General features: G+C 56.4%; 18 protein-coding genes and 3 pseudogenes. 12 read left to right on the forward strand and 9 right to left on the reverse strand.

Annotated elements, in window-relative coordinates; genetic code table 11:
* Positions 1 to 9: 9 nt before the first annotated feature.
* The gene (locus M1E10_RS04540; protein WP_499172936.1) at positions 10 to 1,938 is read right to left on the reverse strand and encodes a methyl-accepting chemotaxis protein; all 1,929 of its coding nucleotides are present in this window, start codon (positions 1,936 to 1,938) and stop codon (positions 10 to 12) included.
* A 425-nt stretch (positions 1,939 to 2,363) separates the two neighbouring features.
* Here M1E10_RS04540 and M1E10_RS04545 point away from each other — a divergent pair, with 425 nt between their 5' ends.
* Positions 2,364 to 2,576 (forward strand): beta/alpha barrel domain-containing protein, encoded by a 213-nt coding sequence (locus tag M1E10_RS04545; protein WP_499172937.1) that lies wholly within the window; start codon positions 2,364 to 2,366, stop codon positions 2,574 to 2,576.
* A gap of 15 nt (positions 2,577 to 2,591) precedes the next feature.
* Positions 2,592 to 2,984, forward strand: a pseudogene (locus M1E10_RS04550) (beta/alpha barrel domain-containing protein); the annotation flags it as partial.
* A 274-nt stretch (positions 2,985 to 3,258) separates the two neighbouring features.
* Here the strand turns inward: M1E10_RS04550 and M1E10_RS04555 are convergent.
* Positions 3,259 to 3,804, reverse strand: a complete 546-nt coding sequence (locus tag M1E10_RS04555; RefSeq protein ID WP_499172938.1) for a dihydrofolate reductase family protein — start codon at positions 3,802 to 3,804, stop codon at positions 3,259 to 3,261.
* A 45-nt stretch (positions 3,805 to 3,849) separates the two neighbouring features.
* Here M1E10_RS04555 and M1E10_RS04560 point away from each other — a divergent pair, with 45 nt between their 5' ends.
* The 4 genes from M1E10_RS04560 (at position 3,850) to M1E10_RS04575 (ending at position 7,322) form a co-directional block, all read left to right on the forward strand.
* On the forward strand, positions 3,850 to 4,404 hold the full coding sequence (locus tag M1E10_RS04560; RefSeq protein WP_499173475.1) for a TetR/AcrR family transcriptional regulator: 555 nt from the start codon (positions 3,850 to 3,852) through the stop codon (positions 4,402 to 4,404).
* A 176-nt stretch (positions 4,405 to 4,580) separates the two neighbouring features.
* Positions 4,581 to 4,928 carry an ArsR/SmtB family transcription factor gene (locus M1E10_RS04565; RefSeq protein ID WP_499172939.1) on the forward strand — a complete coding sequence of 116 codons (348 nt, stop codon included), beginning with the start codon at positions 4,581 to 4,583 and terminating at the stop codon, positions 4,926 to 4,928.
* Entirely contained in the window at positions 4,921 to 5,385 is a 465-nt protein-coding gene (locus M1E10_RS04570) for an SRPBCC family protein (RefSeq protein WP_499172940.1), read from the forward strand. The genes M1E10_RS04565 and M1E10_RS04570 overlap by 8 nt, the downstream gene beginning before the upstream one ends.
* 224 nt (positions 5,386 to 5,609) lie before the next feature.
* Complete coding sequence (locus M1E10_RS04575) at positions 5,610 to 7,322, forward strand: IS630 family transposase (protein WP_499172941.1); 1,713 nt, start codon at positions 5,610 to 5,612, stop codon at positions 7,320 to 7,322.
* Positions 7,323 to 7,469: 147 nt separating this feature from the next.
* Here the strand turns inward: M1E10_RS04575 and M1E10_RS04580 are convergent, their stop codons facing one another.
* Positions 7,470 to 7,754 carry a hypothetical protein gene (locus tag M1E10_RS04580; protein WP_499173479.1) on the reverse strand — a complete coding sequence of 95 codons (285 nt, stop codon included), beginning with the start codon at positions 7,752 to 7,754 and terminating at the stop codon, positions 7,470 to 7,472.
* On the opposite strand from M1E10_RS04580, the gene M1E10_RS04585 reads away from it, so the two are divergent.
* Positions 7,702 to 7,884 (forward strand): hypothetical protein, encoded by a 183-nt coding sequence (locus M1E10_RS04585; RefSeq protein WP_499172942.1) that lies wholly within the window; start codon positions 7,702 to 7,704, stop codon positions 7,882 to 7,884. The genes M1E10_RS04580 and M1E10_RS04585 overlap by 53 nt on opposite strands.
* Positions 7,885 to 7,952: 68 nt before the next feature.
* Here M1E10_RS04585 and M1E10_RS04590 read toward each other — a convergent pair.
* A pseudogene (locus M1E10_RS04590) lies at positions 7,953 to 8,501 on the reverse strand (GNAT family N-acetyltransferase); the annotation flags it as partial.
* Between the two features lie 262 nt (positions 8,502 to 8,763).
* On the opposite strand from M1E10_RS04590, the pseudogene M1E10_RS04595 reads away from it, so the two are divergent.
* Both M1E10_RS04595 and M1E10_RS04600 read left to right on the forward strand, forming a co-directional pair.
* A pseudogene (locus tag M1E10_RS04595) lies at positions 8,764 to 9,185 on the forward strand (DUF1349 domain-containing protein); the annotation flags it as partial.
* Between the two features lie 450 nt (positions 9,186 to 9,635).
* Positions 9,636 to 10,559, forward strand: a complete 924-nt coding sequence (locus M1E10_RS04600; RefSeq protein ID WP_499172943.1) for a DMT family transporter — start codon at positions 9,636 to 9,638, stop codon at positions 10,557 to 10,559.
* Positions 10,560 to 10,829: 270 nt separating this feature from the next.
* Here M1E10_RS04600 and M1E10_RS04605 read toward each other — a convergent pair whose 3' ends face one another.
* Entirely contained in the window at positions 10,830 to 11,438 is a 609-nt protein-coding gene (locus M1E10_RS04605) for a DUF488 domain-containing protein (protein WP_499172944.1), read from the reverse strand.
* 17 nt (positions 11,439 to 11,455) lie between these two features.
* A complete protein-coding gene (locus M1E10_RS04610) occupies positions 11,456 to 12,334 on the reverse strand; it encodes a manganese catalase family protein (protein ID WP_499172945.1) in 879 nt (292 codons plus the stop codon).
* 131 nt (positions 12,335 to 12,465) lie between these two features.
* On the opposite strand from M1E10_RS04610, the gene M1E10_RS04615 reads away from it, so the two are divergent.
* The 3 genes from M1E10_RS04615 (at position 12,466) to M1E10_RS04625 (ending at position 14,119) form a co-directional block, all read left to right on the forward strand.
* Positions 12,466 to 12,684, forward strand: coding sequence for a hypothetical protein (locus M1E10_RS04615; protein WP_499172946.1), 219 nt, complete (start codon positions 12,466 to 12,468; stop codon positions 12,682 to 12,684).
* Between the two features lie 2 nt (positions 12,685 to 12,686).
* Positions 12,687 to 12,971 (forward strand): hypothetical protein, encoded by a 285-nt coding sequence (locus M1E10_RS04620; protein ID WP_499172947.1) that lies wholly within the window; start codon positions 12,687 to 12,689, stop codon positions 12,969 to 12,971.
* Positions 12,972 to 13,019: 48 nt separating this feature from the next.
* Positions 13,020 to 14,119 (forward strand): IS3 family transposase gene (locus M1E10_RS04625; RefSeq protein WP_499172948.1). Its coding sequence is split into 2 segments (ribosomal slippage): positions 13,020 to 13,272 and positions 13,272 to 14,119, totalling 1,101 coding nucleotides; the frame shifts between segments, so codons are not numbered across the junction.
* Positions 14,120 to 14,319: 200 nt separating this feature from the next.
* On the opposite strand, the gene M1E10_RS04630 is transcribed toward M1E10_RS04625, so the two are convergent.
* The 3 genes from M1E10_RS04630 to M1E10_RS04640 all read right to left on the reverse strand — a co-directional run bounded on the left by M1E10_RS04630 (position 14,320) and on the right by M1E10_RS04640 (position 16,424).
* The gene (locus M1E10_RS04630) at positions 14,320 to 14,805 is read right to left on the reverse strand and encodes a DUF2231 domain-containing protein (RefSeq protein ID WP_499172949.1); all 486 of its coding nucleotides are present in this window, start codon (positions 14,803 to 14,805) and stop codon (positions 14,320 to 14,322) included.
* A 492-nt stretch (positions 14,806 to 15,297) separates the two neighbouring features.
* Entirely contained in the window at positions 15,298 to 16,023 is a 726-nt protein-coding gene (locus M1E10_RS04635) for a Crp/Fnr family transcriptional regulator (protein WP_499172950.1), read from the reverse strand.
* Between the two features lie 128 nt (positions 16,024 to 16,151).
* Entirely contained in the window at positions 16,152 to 16,424 is a 273-nt protein-coding gene (locus tag M1E10_RS04640; RefSeq protein ID WP_499172951.1) for a DUF6894 family protein, read from the reverse strand.
* Positions 16,425 to 16,517 lie beyond the last annotated feature (93 nt).

Below are 16,517 nucleotides of genomic sequence, written 5' to 3' on the forward strand. Positions count from 1 at the left end.
CTAGAGGCCTCAGAACTCCTCCCAGCTGTCGTTGCTAACGGCTGCGGCTGTTGCGCTCTTGCCGGTAAAGGCGCGGGCGATCTTGTTCACCATCCCGCGGGCAGGTGAGTGTGCCGGTGCCGCCTGCATGCTTGCTGCGACCGGAGCTGTGCGACGTGGCGCACGGCTGGACGACGCGCCGCCCATCTGGAACTGTGAAACGAGTTCGCGCAGACGTCCTGCCTCGTTAGCGAGCGTGGCGCCGGCGGCATTTGCTTCTTCCACCATAGCGGCGTTCTGCTGGGTCACCTGGTCCATCTGGTTGACGGCCGTATTGACCTCGTTGAGGCCGACCGACTGCTCGCGCGACGAGGTGGCGATCGCGTCCATGTGCTGGTTGATGGTGACGATATAGGCCTCGATCGTCTTCAGCGCTTCGCCGGTGTCGCTAACCAGCTTGACGCCGCTGCCGACCTGCACCGAGGAATTGCGGATGAGTTCCTTGATCTCCTTGGCAGCCGTTGCCGATCGCTGGGCAAGTTCGCGCACTTCCTGGGCGACGACGGCAAAGCCCTTACCGGCTTCTCCGGCACGGGCGGCTTCGACACCTGCGTTGAGTGCGAGCAAGTTGGTCTGGAACGCGATATCGTCGATGACCCCGATGATGTTAGAAATTTGGTTCGAGGACTGCTCGATCTTGCCCATGGCATCGACTGCGTTGGCAACAACGGCGCCGGACTGGCGGGCGCTTTCGTTCGCCTGAATGGCCACAGTGCGAGCCTCTTCCGCACGCTTGGAGGAATTGGCGACGTTTGTCGTGATTTGATCTAGCGCCGCTGCGGTTTCTTCAAGCGATGCCGCTTGCTGTTCCGTCCGCTTAGACAGGTCCTCTGCACTTTGGCTGATTTCGCGCGAGCCGCTATCGATCGAGCTAGTCGATCCAGCAACTGAGGTCATCGTCTCGCAAAGCTGAGCTACCGCCTGATTGAAGTCTGACCGGAGGCTCTCGAACTCTTCAGCGAAGGACTGCGACAGCTGGAAGGTCAGGTTGCCAGAGGCAAGCTGCTTAAGACCATCGGCTAGCCCTGATGTCGCCTGTGCCATGGCTTCGGCACGCACGTGCTCCTCTTCCGCAGTACGGCGGCGCTGCTCTTCGGACTGCGTCCGCTGAGCGTTGGCCTCCTGCTCCAATCGGCGGTTTTCGATGGCATTGGCGCGAAACACTTCAACCGCTGCCGCCATCTCGCCTATCTCATCTGTGCGACCCGCATAGGGAATGGCCGTATCGGCATCGCCGCCAGCAAGCCGTTTCATTGAGGCTGTGATCGCCTGAATTGGCCGGATCATGGTGGCGGATAGCATGCCGAGCGAAGTCGCTATGATAACCACGGTGGCACCAAGACCGATGATGATGCTCCAAAACGTCCAATTGGCGGCATCTGCAGATGCCGCAGCACGTTCATCGAGTAGCGACGCCTCGTCGCTCGAAATTTCCGCTGCGATCGCACGGATGGAATCCATGTAGCTCTTGCCAGCGCCCGAAATCTCCATGGCCCGAGCCTGCTCAATAGTCGCGGCATCACGCATCAACGCGATCTCCTTGCTCATGACTTCGTTGCTCCAGGCATTCACCTGAGCGTCGAGATCTGCAAGCCTCTTCTGTTGCTGTGCGTTATCCGCAGTAAGGCCTTTCGTCAGGTCAAAGGCAGCCCGGAATTGCACTTTGCCCGCCCTTTGAGGCTCAAGGAAAGCCTCGTCCCCTGATAGCAGATAGCCCCGCACGCCGGTTTCTTGATTGACCATTCCCGCGATCATGTCGTCGACTGCTCGAAGGACCTTATATGTATGCTCGGTCCAGCGAGTCGCTTCCTGTTGAGTGCTCGATGACTTGATGCTGATCAAGTTGACCGCAAGGCCAACGAGAAGGATTAGGCTGAACGCAACGACAAGCTTCGTCATCGTCCGTAGATTTGCGATTAGACCGAGCACTGCACGTTTTCTCCTGTATCTGCATGATGCTCTTTCAAAAGCATCAGGAGAGCTGGGGCGCACGACTGCGGATCCAATCTCTCTTCGCTTTCGAAGACAATTACCTGTAGCTCGGGCGCATTAATTTAGCGTTTAGTGTAGCAAGATGTAAACGCGGCGCGGCGTTGGGCGATTATCTTAGACCGGCGATTTCATCCCTCCTTGGAAGCCTGGCAATTGTCAGCATGTTCAGCTTCCGGAACTCGACTGCTATAAGTTGAAGCGGGCAAAACGGCCCGCTGGCTCGCGGAGGGCCTATCAGAACAACGGAAGATCGCTTGGGTATTGGTAGCCGACCGCGTTTCCAGAGATCGTTCCAGGTGCATGATTAACCGGCGCGAGTCGGAGAGTTCGACATGAACCTGGAACAGGCCCTAGCCGCCTGCAATCTCGTCGCCATCCTGCGCGGCATAACCCCCGATGAAGTCGAAGAGGTGGGCGAGGTTCTCGTCGAGGCCGGCTGGCGCATCATGGAAGTGCCGCTCAACCCACCGGATCCGCTAAAGAGCATCGAGATACTGGTGCGGCGGTTTGGCGATCAGGCTGTCATTGGTGCCGGTACTATATAGTCGCCGGCACAGGTTGCCGATGTTGCCACCACGGGGGCCAAGGTCAGCATCTCGCCCAACGCCAATCCCGCCGCCATAGAGGCCTCGCGACGCGCGAATATGATCAGCCTGCCGGGCGCCGCCATCCCGACGGAAGCTTTTGCAGCCATTGAGGCCGGCGCGAGCGGCATCAAGGCCTTTCCGGCGGAGGCGATCCCGCCGCACGTGATCAAGACATGGAAGGCGGTTCTACCCAAGGACATTCCGGTTCTTGCCGTTGGAGGCGTCACGCCAGACAACATAGCAGACTTCTTGAAGGCGGGCGCGGCCGGATTTGGCATCGGCGGGTCCCTCTACAAGCCGGGAGATGATGCGGCGAGTGTCGCTGCCAAGGCGCGGCGGTTCATCGAGGCAGTACACAGTCGATAGTAGTCTTCGCTTGATAGAAATCGACCTACGACCCTGCCCCAATATACCTTCTGCGTAACAGATGCCGTTGGTGAGCAAGGAACTTATGCTGTCGGAGTTGGACAAACTGGGGCTAGCTGGCTGCCCTGCCTCCTGTCCCATCTGCGGATGCGGAACCTGACCCAGTAGCCCGGAGTCGGCTCAAGCCGGACAAAAAAGCCATCATGTTGGGCAATTGCGAAAGTATCGAAGGCCCCAGCGAGCGTTGTTTAACTAGATTTGCAAAGCAACAGCCTCAGGAGGCTTCCAAGGTTGGCGAGAATCGGTAGTGCAGCCGGACACATCCTTTGTCGAGCGCCTTCGCGCTGATCAAGTTCGGACTTGTTCTAAAGCCAGTCAATGGAAATAGAGGCCGACCCCCACCGAGCAGTTCTGGGATGATGTAAATCTCGATTTCATCGAGCGCGTCACGTTCCATAAATGCCATCTGAAGCATCCCTCCGCCAAGCATCCACACGTCACCATCCTCGAGCGCGCGAAGCTCAACTATGAGCTCATCCACATTCGTTCTGACCTCAACTGCGCCTCTAGGATCTTCGATAGGGCGTGAGGTAACGACAATGACGCGTTGCTCCCCGTAGGCCCAGGGCGTGCTTTGGTTAGCAATGAAATCATACGTGCTACGGCCCATGACCACTGTTCGGATGCCCTTGATGAAGGTGCGGTAGTCATGCTCGCTTAGATCCATCTCGTCGTACTTGTAGAGCCAGTCCAGGTCATCGTTCTGTCCCGCGATCAGGCCATCCAGACTGGCGGCTATATAACCCACGATCTTAGCCATCGACGTCTCCTTGATTTATAAATGAATATGCGTTTATATAAAGCGATGGCTAGGCACAAGACAATCCCTGACGAACAGGTCCTCGGCACGTTGTTCGAGCTGATGATGCACACAGGACCCGACGGGCTGACGTTCGTACGCGCGGCACAGGCCTCAGGCCTGGCAGCGGCAACCTTAATGCAGCGTTATGGAAAACGTGAGCGCCTGGTTGAGGCGGTCCTGCTTCAGGCGTGGGACCGCCTGGACGCGGAAACGGTGGCGGCGGACAACGAAGAGGCCCTAACACCTGAGGGCGCAATCAAGCTTCTGTTGCGGCTGATGCCTCCAGACACGGCAGAACGCAATGCCACTGATGGACTTCTTCTTCTGCGTGAGGACATCCGCAACCCCAAGCTTCGTGCAAGGGGTGCTGCATGGGGTGGCATGCTTGCATCGGCGTTAGGGCGGCGGCTGACGACGGATCGACAGGAGGCCGATCTGCTAGGCTGGCAGATGGCTGCCCTCTGGCAGGGCGCCCATACCTGGTGGGCTTTCGATCAATCCGTCCCAGCAGATCGTGCGATCCGGCAGGCACTGGAGGCTTGGGTGCAAAGGCTTTAACAGGCGAAGCACGCAAAAGTCATCGACCCCAGTCCTAAACTCCACCTCACGTCCTCCAAGGCACCTTGCTGCAGAGACCTGCGTCGGCGACGGAAAGTGCCAGTTCTTGCGCGCCTCAATGGAATTGACGCAATGACAGCTTGCCATATGGTGAACTATCACTTATAGTTCACCATATGGCAAACAATCAAATTTCGCTCGACGCTGCATTTTACGCGTTGTCAGACCCAACTAGAAGGGCGGTGCTCAGCCGCTTGGTGAGGAATTCTGCTCCGGTCAAGGAGCTGGCCGAGCCATTCAGTATGGGGCTTCCTTCCTTTCTGAAGCATCTGCGAGTGCTTGAAGAAAGTGGCTTCATTATTTCTGAAAAGGTTGGCCGAACTCGTACCTGCCGAGTCAGGGTCGAGCGCTTGGTGGAGGCCGAGTCTTGGCTTTCCGAGCAACGCAAGCTTTGGCAGGCGGCGACGGATCGCCTTGCTAATTATGTCGAAAACCAAATGCCAGGAGACGGAATTGATGACTGAAAAATCTGAACTGATCATCTCGAAGTTCATCGAAGCACCTCCCGCGAAGGTCTGGAGAGCATGGTCGTCTCCGGAACATCTTGCGCAGTGGTGGATTCCGGAGCCTATTGAGTGCCAAGTGGTCAAGCTCGACTTGAAACCTGGCGGAGGTTTCGAAACGCTCATGCGCGAGCAAGGCGGTGACTTCAAACCGCATGTTGAAGCTTGCTTTCTGGAGATCGTGCCCGAGAAGCGCATGGTTTGGACGACAACATTGGCGGAAGGCTGGCGGCCAATCGAGCCGTGGCTTGCGCTTACCGCCATCATCGAGCTTGAACCACAGGGTGCGGGCACTCTCTATTCGGCCCGAGTCCTACACAAAACTGCCGCCGATAGCCTGAGGCACGAGCAGCTAGGGTTCCAAGAGGGATGGGGCACGACGCTCAAACAGCTCGCGGCATTCGCTCAGGGTTTGTGATCGCGTGACCACGGCCAGCAGGCGAGTGTGACGTCAGTTCACGCGCTCGTCTTGCGGGCTGCTTAATAAGTGGTTTCCCTGCTTGAAGTTCAAGATCATCGCAATGTCTCCTGTTGACGCAAAGGAGGCGAGGTCGCCAGATCATGTTGACGTTATGCTACATTAATTAGTCCTGTATCGGCATTGCTTGACAAGGTGTACCATCTCGGAAGGGAGAAGCGCCAATGTTCACCGATCCTAGCCAGTGGACCAAAATTCGCCGAAGCATCCTTGACGGACGCAAGTCGATTCGAGAGGTGGCGCGAGAAACTGGTATAAGCCGAGGCACCATCCGCAAGATTGTCGACAACGCCAGGCCAGTTCCGTTCAAGCCGCGTGAGAAGAGGTTTCCCAAGCTGGGTGAGCATATCGACGCGATCAGGCAGAAAATCCAAAAGGAAGGCGTATTCCCTGCTCCCCCCTTATCTGCGATGAGCGTCTTCCGTGAACTGGAAGCTCAATATGACTACGTGGGAAGCTACAGCGCCGTCCGCGAATTTCTTCGTCACGACGCTCCTAAACGAAACGACTACTGGGGATCGACCTACGATTTTTTGATTTCTCTTGACCGCAAGCGCGGGATCGCGCTCCTGCGTAAGTTATCGACCACCAATCCGGTAGTTGTTTCTAAGATTGGCGCAAGAAGAACGGCCGCAATTGCGGTCGAAATTGCTTCGAATGCGATCAAAGTCAGTGAGCGCGAAAAGCGTCGCCTGGCTTCTGTCGAGTGGATGAGAGCGGTACTCCACAAGGACATTCAAGTCTCGGAGTTGGGCTTTGTCCTTGAACCCGCATCTGACGCCGTGAGCATTTTGGAGAAGATACATTCCGGCCGCCTCGCTCACCGAAACCGGGGAATGGCCGTGCTGGCGAGGCATCGCGGCATTACCTGTAAGACATCATGCGAGTTTCTCGGGATCAACAAGCAGACACTGTTAGGCTATCTTCGTAGTTACAGAACTGGCGGAATCCCGTTGTTGTTTGCGCCAAAACAATCCGGCACGAGGAAGTTTGAAAACGAGACGCTGAAGCAGGCCGTGTTCAACCTCTTGCATGAGCCCCCCTCGAAATACGGCATTAACCGCACCTCGTGGATAATGCAGGACCTATCGAAGACGCTGAGGGAGACAGGCAACCCTGCTTGCCCAGAGGTTATTCGAAAAATCACCAAGTCGGCCGGGTATAAATGGCGAAAGGCCAGGACAGTTCTTACATCCAATGATCCTGAATATTCAGCCAAACTACAAAACGTACAGAAAATCCTTGGAAGCCTTGGCTCGGATCAGGCCTTCTTCTCGATTGACGAATTTGGCCCTTTCGCTGTTAAGATGAAACCCGGACGGATGCTCGTTGCTCCAAATACCCAGAGAGTAGTGCCACAATGGCAGAAGAGCCGAGGTTGCCTTATCGTAACGGCGGCGTTGGAGCTTTCAGGCAACCAGATCACGCACTTCTATTCGACAAAGAAAAACACTGACGAAATGATCAAAATGATGGAGATGCTGATCAGCCAGTACTCCGATCGCTCAAAGATTTATCTTTCTTGGGATGCTGCGTCCTGGCATATATCGAAGAAGCTAGAGCAAGCTCTCGATGAGCATAATTCAGTGGCTGTCTCCAGAAGCCTGCCAGTCATTGAGACCGCCCCGCTTCCTGCTGGCGCACAGTTCCTGAACGTTATCGAGTCGGTATTCAGTGGTCTCGCGAAGGCTATACTTCATAACAGTGACTACGAAACCGTTGAGAAAGCAAAGGAGGCCATCGACAGGTATTTTTTGGACAGGAACCTACAATTCAAACAAGCACCACGGCGGGCCGGAAAGAAAATTTGGGGACAAGAGCGAACACCTTCAGTCTTCTCGACCTCGAATAATTGCAAAGACCCTCGCTTCCGATAATAGCTCACTCACAACAGCGCTCTGCTGGTAAACATAATTTCCTGACGTTGTGCTACATTAAATGGAACAAGAATGTTGGTCCGCTGTCGGTCCAAAGCCGCCGATTGCAGGGATCGGCCTGGCCACAGTAGGAGAGCCCGGCGATCTTCACCAGGTCGAGTAAATGAACTTGCTACCATTTTGGCCTATGGCCGCAAACTTCCCTGTCGCTTTATCGTACAAAACCCCATCTCGGGTTTCGGTGTACTGTTCGCGAAATTGCGGGATCACAGACGTGCTGTCGTAAACAACCCTTCCACTCGCACTTCCATCACTGTTATATTCAGTCGTACTTACCAACCCCGCTTTGAAGCCAAGGTCAGCGATATTGGTCTCCTGCATGAGGCTTTCGATCGCGTTCATGGTGGCGGTCGTCGCGAACTTTGCCGCCATGGCACTGGCAGAGCCTCCGGCGTGGATCGTCTATGCGCCGCTACCCCCGCTCTTTCTCCTGACGTTGACTGGGCTCTACATGTTCGTTTTGCCATATCTTGCACCGGGGCGAGGGACGGCGCGAAACTGACTTGGCAGGTCGGTCACTCCAGCGTCAACGATCTCTTGGGTGAGAGCCCTTGCGTCGGCCCGAGCTTTCCATTCCGTAGCAAGGACGGCATAGACGTATTCATCTCCCCACACGTCGTTAAAGCGATCATTTTGGATCAGATGAGCCTCGCGACGTAGGCCGAGGCGCTCAACGACACCGACCGATCCCGTGTTTGCCGCATCCAGCCGCGCGAAAATCCGGTGAAATGAAAATGAGGAAAATCCGAGGCTGATCATCGCAGCGACGGCCTCCGTCGCATATCCCTTTCCGGCGAAGGCGGGATTGAAGATGTATCCAACCTCTCCTTGTAGTGCATTCTTGTTCGCCAGCTTCAACAGGACTTCCCCAAGCAGGGCCCCATCAGCCTTCCGCTCGACAGCCAGTCGGTAAGTATCGCCGTCCTGCTGGAATGACTCGCACAGGATTTTTGAGAACTGCTCTTCGAGGGCCCTTCCCGTTGGCGGTGCGGCATAGAGATAACGATAGACGTCCTGTCGAGAATGGTACGCAGCGTAGTCGTAGGAATCGCTGGCGATAAAGTTGCGCAATAGGAGACGGTCTGTGAAGAGCGGCATCTGAGGTTCCTGAAACTGCATCAAGCCTCCGATCTGGATGAGTTTCCGGTGCAGATAGGGGGTTTTTGCAGCACCGCAATGTCGCCGCCTGCTCAAAGTAGCTCGAGCTGGCGGTTTCAAGAGGAGCTTCGGCTTATTGACAGGACTCAACCGCTCTGGTGCGAAGCGGGGGACGGCTCCCGGCCTCCTCCCAGCAACATCCTAATCAAATATTTCGGCTGTCGAGCCGATCCGAAGTCGATTTCGTATCTGGCCTTACCTCCAGTTGTCATAGGAGCCGCTGTTGCAGAGTCTCAAGAATGGGCGGTGGCTCAATGAGCTCACAAAGGCAAAAGCATCGGATATCGAACTTTCAGGAACGACTGACGCCAACACTGATTTTTGGCGAAAAACCCACTATGGCTTTGTCCGCGACAACGGCCACTTCTACGCCTTCCAGGCCCGAAGGCGATTTCACCGCCCAGGTTCGGGTCCAGGCACATTTCGAACATCTCTATGATCAGGCAGGCCTCATGGTCAGGCTCGATGAAACACGGTGGGTTAAGACAGGGATCGAGTTCTCACTGGTCCGCCTCTGCCCATTCCCAAAGATAGATCGTTATCTAGTCCGCCCCATGTGCTGCACTCCCGAACGTGCAGGCTTAGAGGTAAGGTTTAGCGAGTGGCAACTTGGGCAGGTCTTGCAAAGACCTTCACGACTTGTCGTGGCCGCAAGAGCGCTTTATTTACGCTCCGCTGCTTGCAGCGATTGGCAATCTTGCGGATGTGCTTCCAGAGGCTGGTGAGGACGTTCTTGCGATGGTTTAAGCCACCAAGATCGGCGGGTACTTTCACTTCCAGCGCGTCTTGGCCCTCTAATGTCGTGATCACAAGCAGGACGCAGATGTAACCAAGCGTCTCGTTATTCATGAGCCACCAAAAAAAATGAGCTCACGGTTACCCGGAGCCCATTAAAGTATGAAGGTTATAGAACCTCCAGAGGGGAACAACAGATGCGCGGAACTGGGAGGAAGCCGCGTGTGCATCTGCTTTGCGCTTTATGCGCGTTTTTTGACCAGAAGAACAACATTTATTGTGCAGTGCAGTTATGTCTATGCTTCATTGCTCCTTCCGCTGCGGCGTTCTAAGCCTCCGTCAGCGTGATCAGTCAGGGGAATGGCGGAGATGGCTACAGCAACTGCAGATCGCACCTTCCTCGGTATCGGGCTCGCATCGGCAGGATACGCTTGCTTTGCCCTTCAGGATGCAGTCGTAAAGCTGCTGGTGTCATCCTATGAAGTTCCGCAAATTCTCTTCATGCGGAGCATCATCATCGTGATCGTGACGGGTATTCTTGCAAAGCACTTCCGTCACCCCTCGATCATGAAAAGCAAGCACAGAGGCACCTTGGTTCTGCGGGCTGCTCTCATGCTCGTGGCATGGCTGCTCTTCTACAACGCAGCCCGTTATCTGGGCCTGGCGGAGTTGACGACACTCTACTTCTCCGCCCCGATCATCGTCATCTTGCTCTCGATCCTCATCCTCAAGGAGAAGGTAGGAGCGGGTCGCTGGATCGCCTGCGTCGGGGGCTTCCTTGGCGTCCTCATTGCCGCGAACCCGACACAGTCCCCAAACCTGCTTCCAGCTGCGATGTGCGTTGTGGCTGGCTTCTGCTGGGCATGGAGCACGGTGCTTGTCCGCCTGGTCAGCAAGACCGAGACAACGCTCGTCCAGATGTACGCGACAAGCCTGCTGTTCGCTTTTGCTTGCGCCATCTCCTTTCCTTGGATTTGGGAGACGCCTGACGGCACCGGTTGGAGCCTGATGATCGGGCTGGGCGTCATTGCGACGATTGGACAATACCTTCTCTACGAAGGCTTCCGCCACGCTCCGGCCTCGGCTCTCGCGCCTGTCGAATACACTGGGCTGATCTGGGCGTTCGTCTACGGCTATGCCATCTGGGCCGAAGTCCCTGCAGCCTACGTGTTCATCGGAGCAGCACTAATCGTAGCTTCAAGTATCGTGCTGGTGATGTTCGAGCGCCGGCAGCTCAGTAAGTCTGCGACGCCTCTTCTGGTCAGTAACAACGAGCCGAAATAGACACGTGAGAACGGAGTTACATGACGGCAGTCGGCCCGAAGCGGACGAAAAACCTTCCACAAATCGTTATGATGTCTGGTTACTGCCAGCCGATAAAGGTAGGTGAATCAAATGCAGATTAGACGCGCGGCTGCCAATGACTTTCAAGCGTTGCAAGCTGTGGAATTGGCTTGTTTTGAAACCCTTCGGGAGGCTGGCGCAGTGAGCGGCGTCCCGCATCAGGCCTCAGGACACTGAACAGCCGGACGCTCACAGCTTCCTGGCTCCCCATCAACAACATTCCACCTTTGTGATGCTGGGATAGATGATCCGTCTTTCATCAAGAAGCACAGCGCCGTCGGTTAGATTAGCTGGAGTGGCTTTTCCACCGTCCATCAGATGAAAAACCTCCGCGCCCCGCTGCAGAAGGTGGTCACCGATGATCCTCCTATAGCAGCGCCACCACACGCTTTCTGCACACATGATGGCGCAGCGTGTTGAAGCTCCCAATGCAACAAGTTGCTCTAACCCGTGCCGGAATGGGTCTGTGAGTGCATAGTCCGCATAATTGTGGAAGCTGCGGTTGTTCCAGAACGGGTTCACATCCTGGTCGATCGACTTCTGCTTAGAGCGCCTGCCACCCAGTTCGGGGATAGCGAGATAGCTGACCTGATAGGGGCGCAAGGCATCTACCAGCGCTTCCTCGTTGAACTGAGGGTTGGTCCGTGATCTCCTGATTGAGCGCACATCCACGACCGCCTTAACCTCGCCCACTCTCAGCAGCTCCACAAAATCCGGGATCGAATGCGTGGAATGGCCAACTGTAAAAAAGGGCGGCCTTCTCTCGATCGATGAGGCAAGGCCCCGCTCTTGTTGCTCTATCGTTTTAGCGACGTGCATCGTGCGGGGCCGTCTCGTCACGAAGCCATAGGTGGCATCGGCTTCTTCGGCGTACTGTGAAGCCGGGGATCGAGTTGAGCGAGTTCCTCTACTCGTTCGCCAAGAGGCTGCGGGTCCGCCAGGAATTCGAACTCACCCTTGCCGTCCGGTGAAGTGCCCGCAGCCCACGATCCCCGCTGGCTCTCCGTTCCATCGGAGCATCTCCAGTATTGGTACGCGACCTCGGACTTCTCGCGGTCCTGCGGGAAACTGAAGGGAGCCGGTGTCTGCTCAAGACCATCGGCCTCAAGCTCCTTGATGGCGGCGAGCCATTGGTTCTGGTGCATCGTGTCTCTGGCGATCAGGAAGGAGAGCATGTCGCGCACGCCGGGATCGTCGGTCATCTCGTAAAGACGGCAAACCTGAAGCCTGCCTTGAGACTCGGCTGTAAGATTGAACCTGAAATCTGCAAGAAGATTTCCGGATGCGATGGTATACCGAGAATTCCAGGGATATCCGACGCTATCCGTCGGCGTTGCTCCCATTCCGGAAACGATCGCATGCTGCGGGTTCATGCCGGCAAGAATGGCATCTTCGACTCGGGCACCGCCCATGACTGCTCCGATCACGGAATCCTTGGCCGCATCTTCCTGCGTCTCGACCGGAGAGGTCTCGAGAAGTCTTGCGATCATCGTCGCCAGCATTTCCACATGAGCGATCTCTTCCGTGCCAATGTCGAGAAGCATGTCTCTGTACTTTGCTGGCGCACGGCAGTTCCAGCCTTGGAAGAGATAGGTCATCATGACGCTGATCTCGCCCCATTGGCCACCCAGCACCTCCTGAAGCTTCTTTGCATAAATTGGGTCGGGCCGCTCCGGCCGAGCGTTGTATTGGAATTGGTTCGTCCTAAAGAACATCGGCTCTCTCCTCTTTCCGGCACCATGCCAGAGCCTCCCGAACATGATCGCGCCATTCATGTTCCGTGCCGGAACAAAAAACGAAAGCGCCGGTTAGCGGACCGTTGCGGCCGGAACCTTTGGAGGAGGGAATGGTGAAGTCCGACGATCAGTTGGAACTGTTGCAGGAAGCGCTGTATTTCGCCCAGCAGGCGGCGGCAGGTGCGGCCGCTGAGCTTGAGGGCGAGTTGACCGAGCTTAACAATGCAGATGCTCGCTGCCGACTCCTTGTGGCGGAGCGGACGGTAGAGGAGATCGAGGCTAGAATTGCGCTTCGCCGGATGAAGCTTTCAGGAAGGAAGGTCCACTAGCGATGGCTGATGCTCGATCAACCGAAGAAGTGTTTGAGGATCATTTGCGCCTCCGTGCAGAGGGAAAACTGGAAGAAGACCTGGCCCGAAATTACGACCACCAGGTGGTGCTACTAACCAACTCGAAGATGAGCGGTCACGATGCATTACGCATCTCCGCCCGACGCCTGAGGGAACAATTGCCTGGGGCCCATTTCAGCTACCAGGTAAAGCAGGTGCATGGAGCCTACGCGTTGCTCATCTGGTCGGCCACGTCCTCGCGCTTTGATGCTGACCTGAGCCCCTGAACTTCCTCCAGATTTTGGTAGAGTCCGTCACAACCAGGAGACGGACGAATGAAGCGTTCACGGTTCACGGAAGAACAGATTATCGGGATATTGAAGGAGCAGGAGGCGGGTGCGAAGACAGTCGATATCTGCCGCAAGCACGGCATCTCGGATGCAACCTTCTACAAGTACAAGGCGAAGTATGGCGGCATGGAGGTGTCCGATGCCCGCAAGCTGAAGGCGCTTGAGGACGAGAACGCCGCGCTGAAGAAGCTGCTCGCCGAGACGATGTTGGACAATGCGATCCTGAAGGATGTCGCTTCAAAAAAATGGTGACGCCCGATGTAAAGCGGGATGCGGTGGTTCACGTCTGTGCGCAGCATGGAGTGAGCCAGCGTCGGGCGTGCGAGGTTTTGTCGGTGGATCGGTCGAGCATGCGATATCGCAGCGTGCGGCCAGACGATGCATCCATCCGTGAGGCGATGAAGAAGGTCGCGTCAGAGCGCCGGCGCTTCGGCTACCGGCGTATCCATGTCATGCTTGACCGGCAGGGGATCGTCATGAACCTGAAGAAGCTTCGGCGTCTCTATCGGGAGGAGAAGCTGACGGTGCGCGAGCGTGGCGGCCGAAAGCGGGCCTTGGGGACGAGACGTCCTCTGGCTCTGCCGTCGCGTCCCAATGAGCGCTGGAGCCTGGACTTCGTCAGCGACGCCTTCACGGACGGCCGCCGGTTCCGCGTGCTGGCGGTTGTAGATGACTTCACCCGCGAATGCCTGTGCCTGGTCGCCGATACATCTCTGTCGGGAGCACGGCTCGCCCGCGAGTTGGATAGCCTCATCGCCAGGCGGGGAAAGCCGAGAACGATTGTCTCAGACAACGGGACAGAAATGACCAGCATGGCCATCCTCAAATGGTGCCAGGAGACCACGGTCGAATGGCATTACATCGCCCCCGGCAAGCCGATGCAGAATGGCTTCGTCGAAAGCTTCAACGGCAGCTTCCGCGACGAGTGCTTGAACGAGACGCTGTTCTCGTCGCTCACTCAGGCCCGCGCCGCCATCACAGCATGGAAGGAGGACTACAACAGGAACAGACCCCACTCATCGCTGGGCAATATCACCCCCAGCGAGTTCGCAATCAAAATGGCTATGGAAAAACAGGCCGCATAAGGCCAGATTGAAAACCCAAGACTCTCCCGAAAACTGGAGGGAAAGTGGGTCTCAGGTCAATGCTGTCGAGGGAGCAGACAGCTTCGTCATTGAGAACGGCAAGATAGCCTTCCAGTCCATCCACTATACTCTCCGAAGCTCCGATTAAGGTGGTGGAACCGAGCGCCATAACGGAATTATCGCCTGAGAGGACGGTGAGGTCACTTGCGATGACCGAGTTGGATTTCATCAGGAAGCATACCCACCCGGTGTCTGTAGGACAGCTCGCCCCCTTTCCACCCGGTGTAAAGGATGAGAGCGAAGATCAATATAGATGCCCCCAGCCCCCAAGGGACCACCGCAGGAGGCCCGTCTGACCAACGGAGCAGGAGACTGGCAACAGCCACGACAACAGCAACGATATTTCCAATCATGTGACGCCAAGCGTCACGAAGCGCTCGAATCTTGCGATTGCCGAGAAAGTCGACCAAGCCCGCTACCGCTGCGATCGCTGCAGTAAGTAACGCCACGAAAAGAGCCCAGAATCCAGCAGTTGCCCAAAGAGGGTCGGCACTCCACCAGAATACGAGATCGCAAAGGAGCGTGGCAACAAAGAAACCGATCGGTAGTGGGACCAGGAGCGGATGCAGGGGATGGCCCTTGATCCGAGCCGTTGTTGCAAGGCCAGCAAGCTCGCGGTCGCTCATGACGTGTCCTCCATAGTTCGATCCTGCAACTAAGCTCCATCGTTCTAGTTCCAGAAGAACAGGTATAAGCAGATGATGGCCACCGACGGTGCAACGCTGCCGTACCCACTCTCGAACCCAAGCCGCTGTTACATTGAGATGGAGGCGGCGGCTCACCGCCAACCGCCGTCAAACTGCTAGGGGCAAACGCGCATTCTGGAATGGGAAGCCCTCGTCGTCGGCCAAGCTTCCTACTACTGCTCCTGGACGACGTGCACGAGGAAGCGGCACCGCGCTAGAGCGACGCCTGCTGGAGCGGCACGGCATGACCCCAGTAGCCCCCATCTCATAAGGAATGGCCTCAGTGCGTCGGTGACATCTGCTGAGAGACCGTAGGCGATAGCCGTCGGTGAAACGCGCCCACCTGTTTTCAGTCCGTAGGCACCCTCACACGGTCGCCCCACCTTAGCATCAAGGAGCACTAAGCTGCGTAGCTTTCACAGCTTTGCGAGATCAAGAACGCCTGATAGGAAATCCGATACGTCGCTCGTATTCCTGCTCCGGTACTCCGTAGGAGCCACTTGCGACATCTTCCAGCTTCTGCCTGTCGACAATTCGGATGTTTCCTCGCGTCGCCTTGATTGCGTGGAGACCCTCCAGGACATGAATCTCGTTGGTGACGCCTGAGCGACGGACGCCGAGCATCAGCGAGAGGAATTCATGCGTGAGTTGCAGGTCATCGTCCTGCAAACGGTCGTGGCACATCAGCAACCAGCGAGCCAGCCGCTCCGGCATGTTGTATCGGGCATTTGCAAGAGCGGAATGGGCAAGCTGCAGTTCGCAACAATGGACATATCTCAGAAGGAGATCATTAGCAGACGGCACCTGTTCAACCATTGACAGAAGCGTTGCGGCTGGCACGGAGATACCGCTGCCTGCAACTTGCATGAAAGCCTTGTTCGGCGTCTCCTCGACTTTCAGGAGAACGTGGCTGCCGCCCATGCCTTCATAGCCGATGTGACCGACCTCGACGGACTCGTCTTCAGAGTTGGTGGCGACCAGAGACGCCAAGCCCCGTTCCAGGAAGTAGACCAGGTCTGTCGCCACATCAGGAATGACGAGATCGAACTTCAGCGGCAGCTCGACCCGCTGCATAACGGGTTGCAGCAGAGCGTAGGCTTCGGGTGCAAGTGCCCGCAGAAGAAGATTTGAAACATCAGCTTGAAGAAGGTCGGACATATCCCAGCCTCGGCGGGATTGAGCCCGATCTCATGCGACGTATGGCGAGGCGTGGCAATATTAAGCTTACGCGCCAAACCGGCTTGATCGGCCAAGAGCCGAAGTTCTTTTGTGCGGTTCTGACATTTCTATTCGGCGACTGCCCTTGCCGCAGCAAGCGAAGGCTGGTCGACGATCTGAACAGCGGCCGAGAACGAGAGCACCATAACGGTAAACCCTTGTTCATCAGTGACGTTCATCAGCCAGGACGAGACGTCAGTCTCTTTCAACAAGGAACCCTTGAGCCGCTCTGCGATGGTCTCGACAGCCTCGCTACGAGCGCTAGCCAGATCAGGATGTTCTGACCCTACGGTGTCTGGGAGAGAAATGCTGTCGTGAAGATTGAAGAAATACCGCATCATCTGTCGGTTGCTCCCGTGCAGGCAAGAGCAAAATAACGGTCTCTCAGCCACCCGCGCCTGTTATCGATGGCGGTGATGAAATGTTAATGACAC

The sequence above is a fragment of the Rhizobium sp. PK7-22 genome, from assembly GCF_056530405.1.

Bases quoted from the DNA above. Each gene is read 5' to 3' on its own strand.
- M1E10_RS04540 (WP_499172936.1), bottom strand. From the start codon at position 1,938: ATGACGAAGCTTGTCGTTGCGTTCAGCCTAATCCTTCTCGTTGGCCTT.
- M1E10_RS04545 (WP_499172937.1), top strand. From the start codon at position 2,364: ATGAACCTGGAACAGGCCCTAGCCGCCTGCAATCTCGTCGCCATCCTG.
- M1E10_RS04555 (WP_499172938.1), bottom strand. From the start codon at position 3,804: ATGGCTAAGATCGTGGGTTATATAGCCGCCAGTCTGGATGGCCTGATC.
- M1E10_RS04560 (WP_499173475.1), top strand. From the start codon at position 3,850: ATGGCTAGGCACAAGACAATCCCTGACGAACAGGTCCTCGGCACGTTG.
- M1E10_RS04565 (WP_499172939.1), top strand. From the start codon at position 4,581: ATGGCAAACAATCAAATTTCGCTCGACGCTGCATTTTACGCGTTGTCA.
- M1E10_RS04570 (WP_499172940.1), top strand. From the start codon at position 4,921: ATGACTGAAAAATCTGAACTGATCATCTCGAAGTTCATCGAAGCACCT.
- M1E10_RS04575 (WP_499172941.1), top strand. From the start codon at position 5,610: ATGTTCACCGATCCTAGCCAGTGGACCAAAATTCGCCGAAGCATCCTT.
- M1E10_RS04585 (WP_499172942.1), top strand. From the start codon at position 7,702: ATGAGGCTTTCGATCGCGTTCATGGTGGCGGTCGTCGCGAACTTTGCC.
- M1E10_RS04580 (WP_499173479.1), bottom strand. From the start codon at position 7,754: ATGGCGGCAAAGTTCGCGACGACCGCCACCATGAACGCGATCGAAAGC.
- M1E10_RS04600 (WP_499172943.1), top strand. From the start codon at position 9,636: ATGGCGGAGATGGCTACAGCAACTGCAGATCGCACCTTCCTCGGTATC.
- M1E10_RS04605 (WP_499172944.1), bottom strand. From the start codon at position 11,438: ATGCACGTCGCTAAAACGATAGAGCAACAAGAGCGGGGCCTTGCCTCA.
- M1E10_RS04610 (WP_499172945.1), bottom strand. From the start codon at position 12,334: ATGTTCTTTAGGACGAACCAATTCCAATACAACGCTCGGCCGGAGCGG.
- M1E10_RS04615 (WP_499172946.1), top strand. From the start codon at position 12,466: ATGGTGAAGTCCGACGATCAGTTGGAACTGTTGCAGGAAGCGCTGTAT.
- M1E10_RS04620 (WP_499172947.1), top strand. From the start codon at position 12,687: ATGGCTGATGCTCGATCAACCGAAGAAGTGTTTGAGGATCATTTGCGC.
- M1E10_RS04630 (WP_499172949.1), bottom strand. From the start codon at position 14,805: ATGAGCGACCGCGAGCTTGCTGGCCTTGCAACAACGGCTCGGATCAAG.
- M1E10_RS04635 (WP_499172950.1), bottom strand. From the start codon at position 16,023: ATGTCCGACCTTCTTCAAGCTGATGTTTCAAATCTTCTTCTGCGGGCA.
- M1E10_RS04640 (WP_499172951.1), bottom strand. From the start codon at position 16,424: ATGATGCGGTATTTCTTCAATCTTCACGACAGCATTTCTCTCCCAGAC.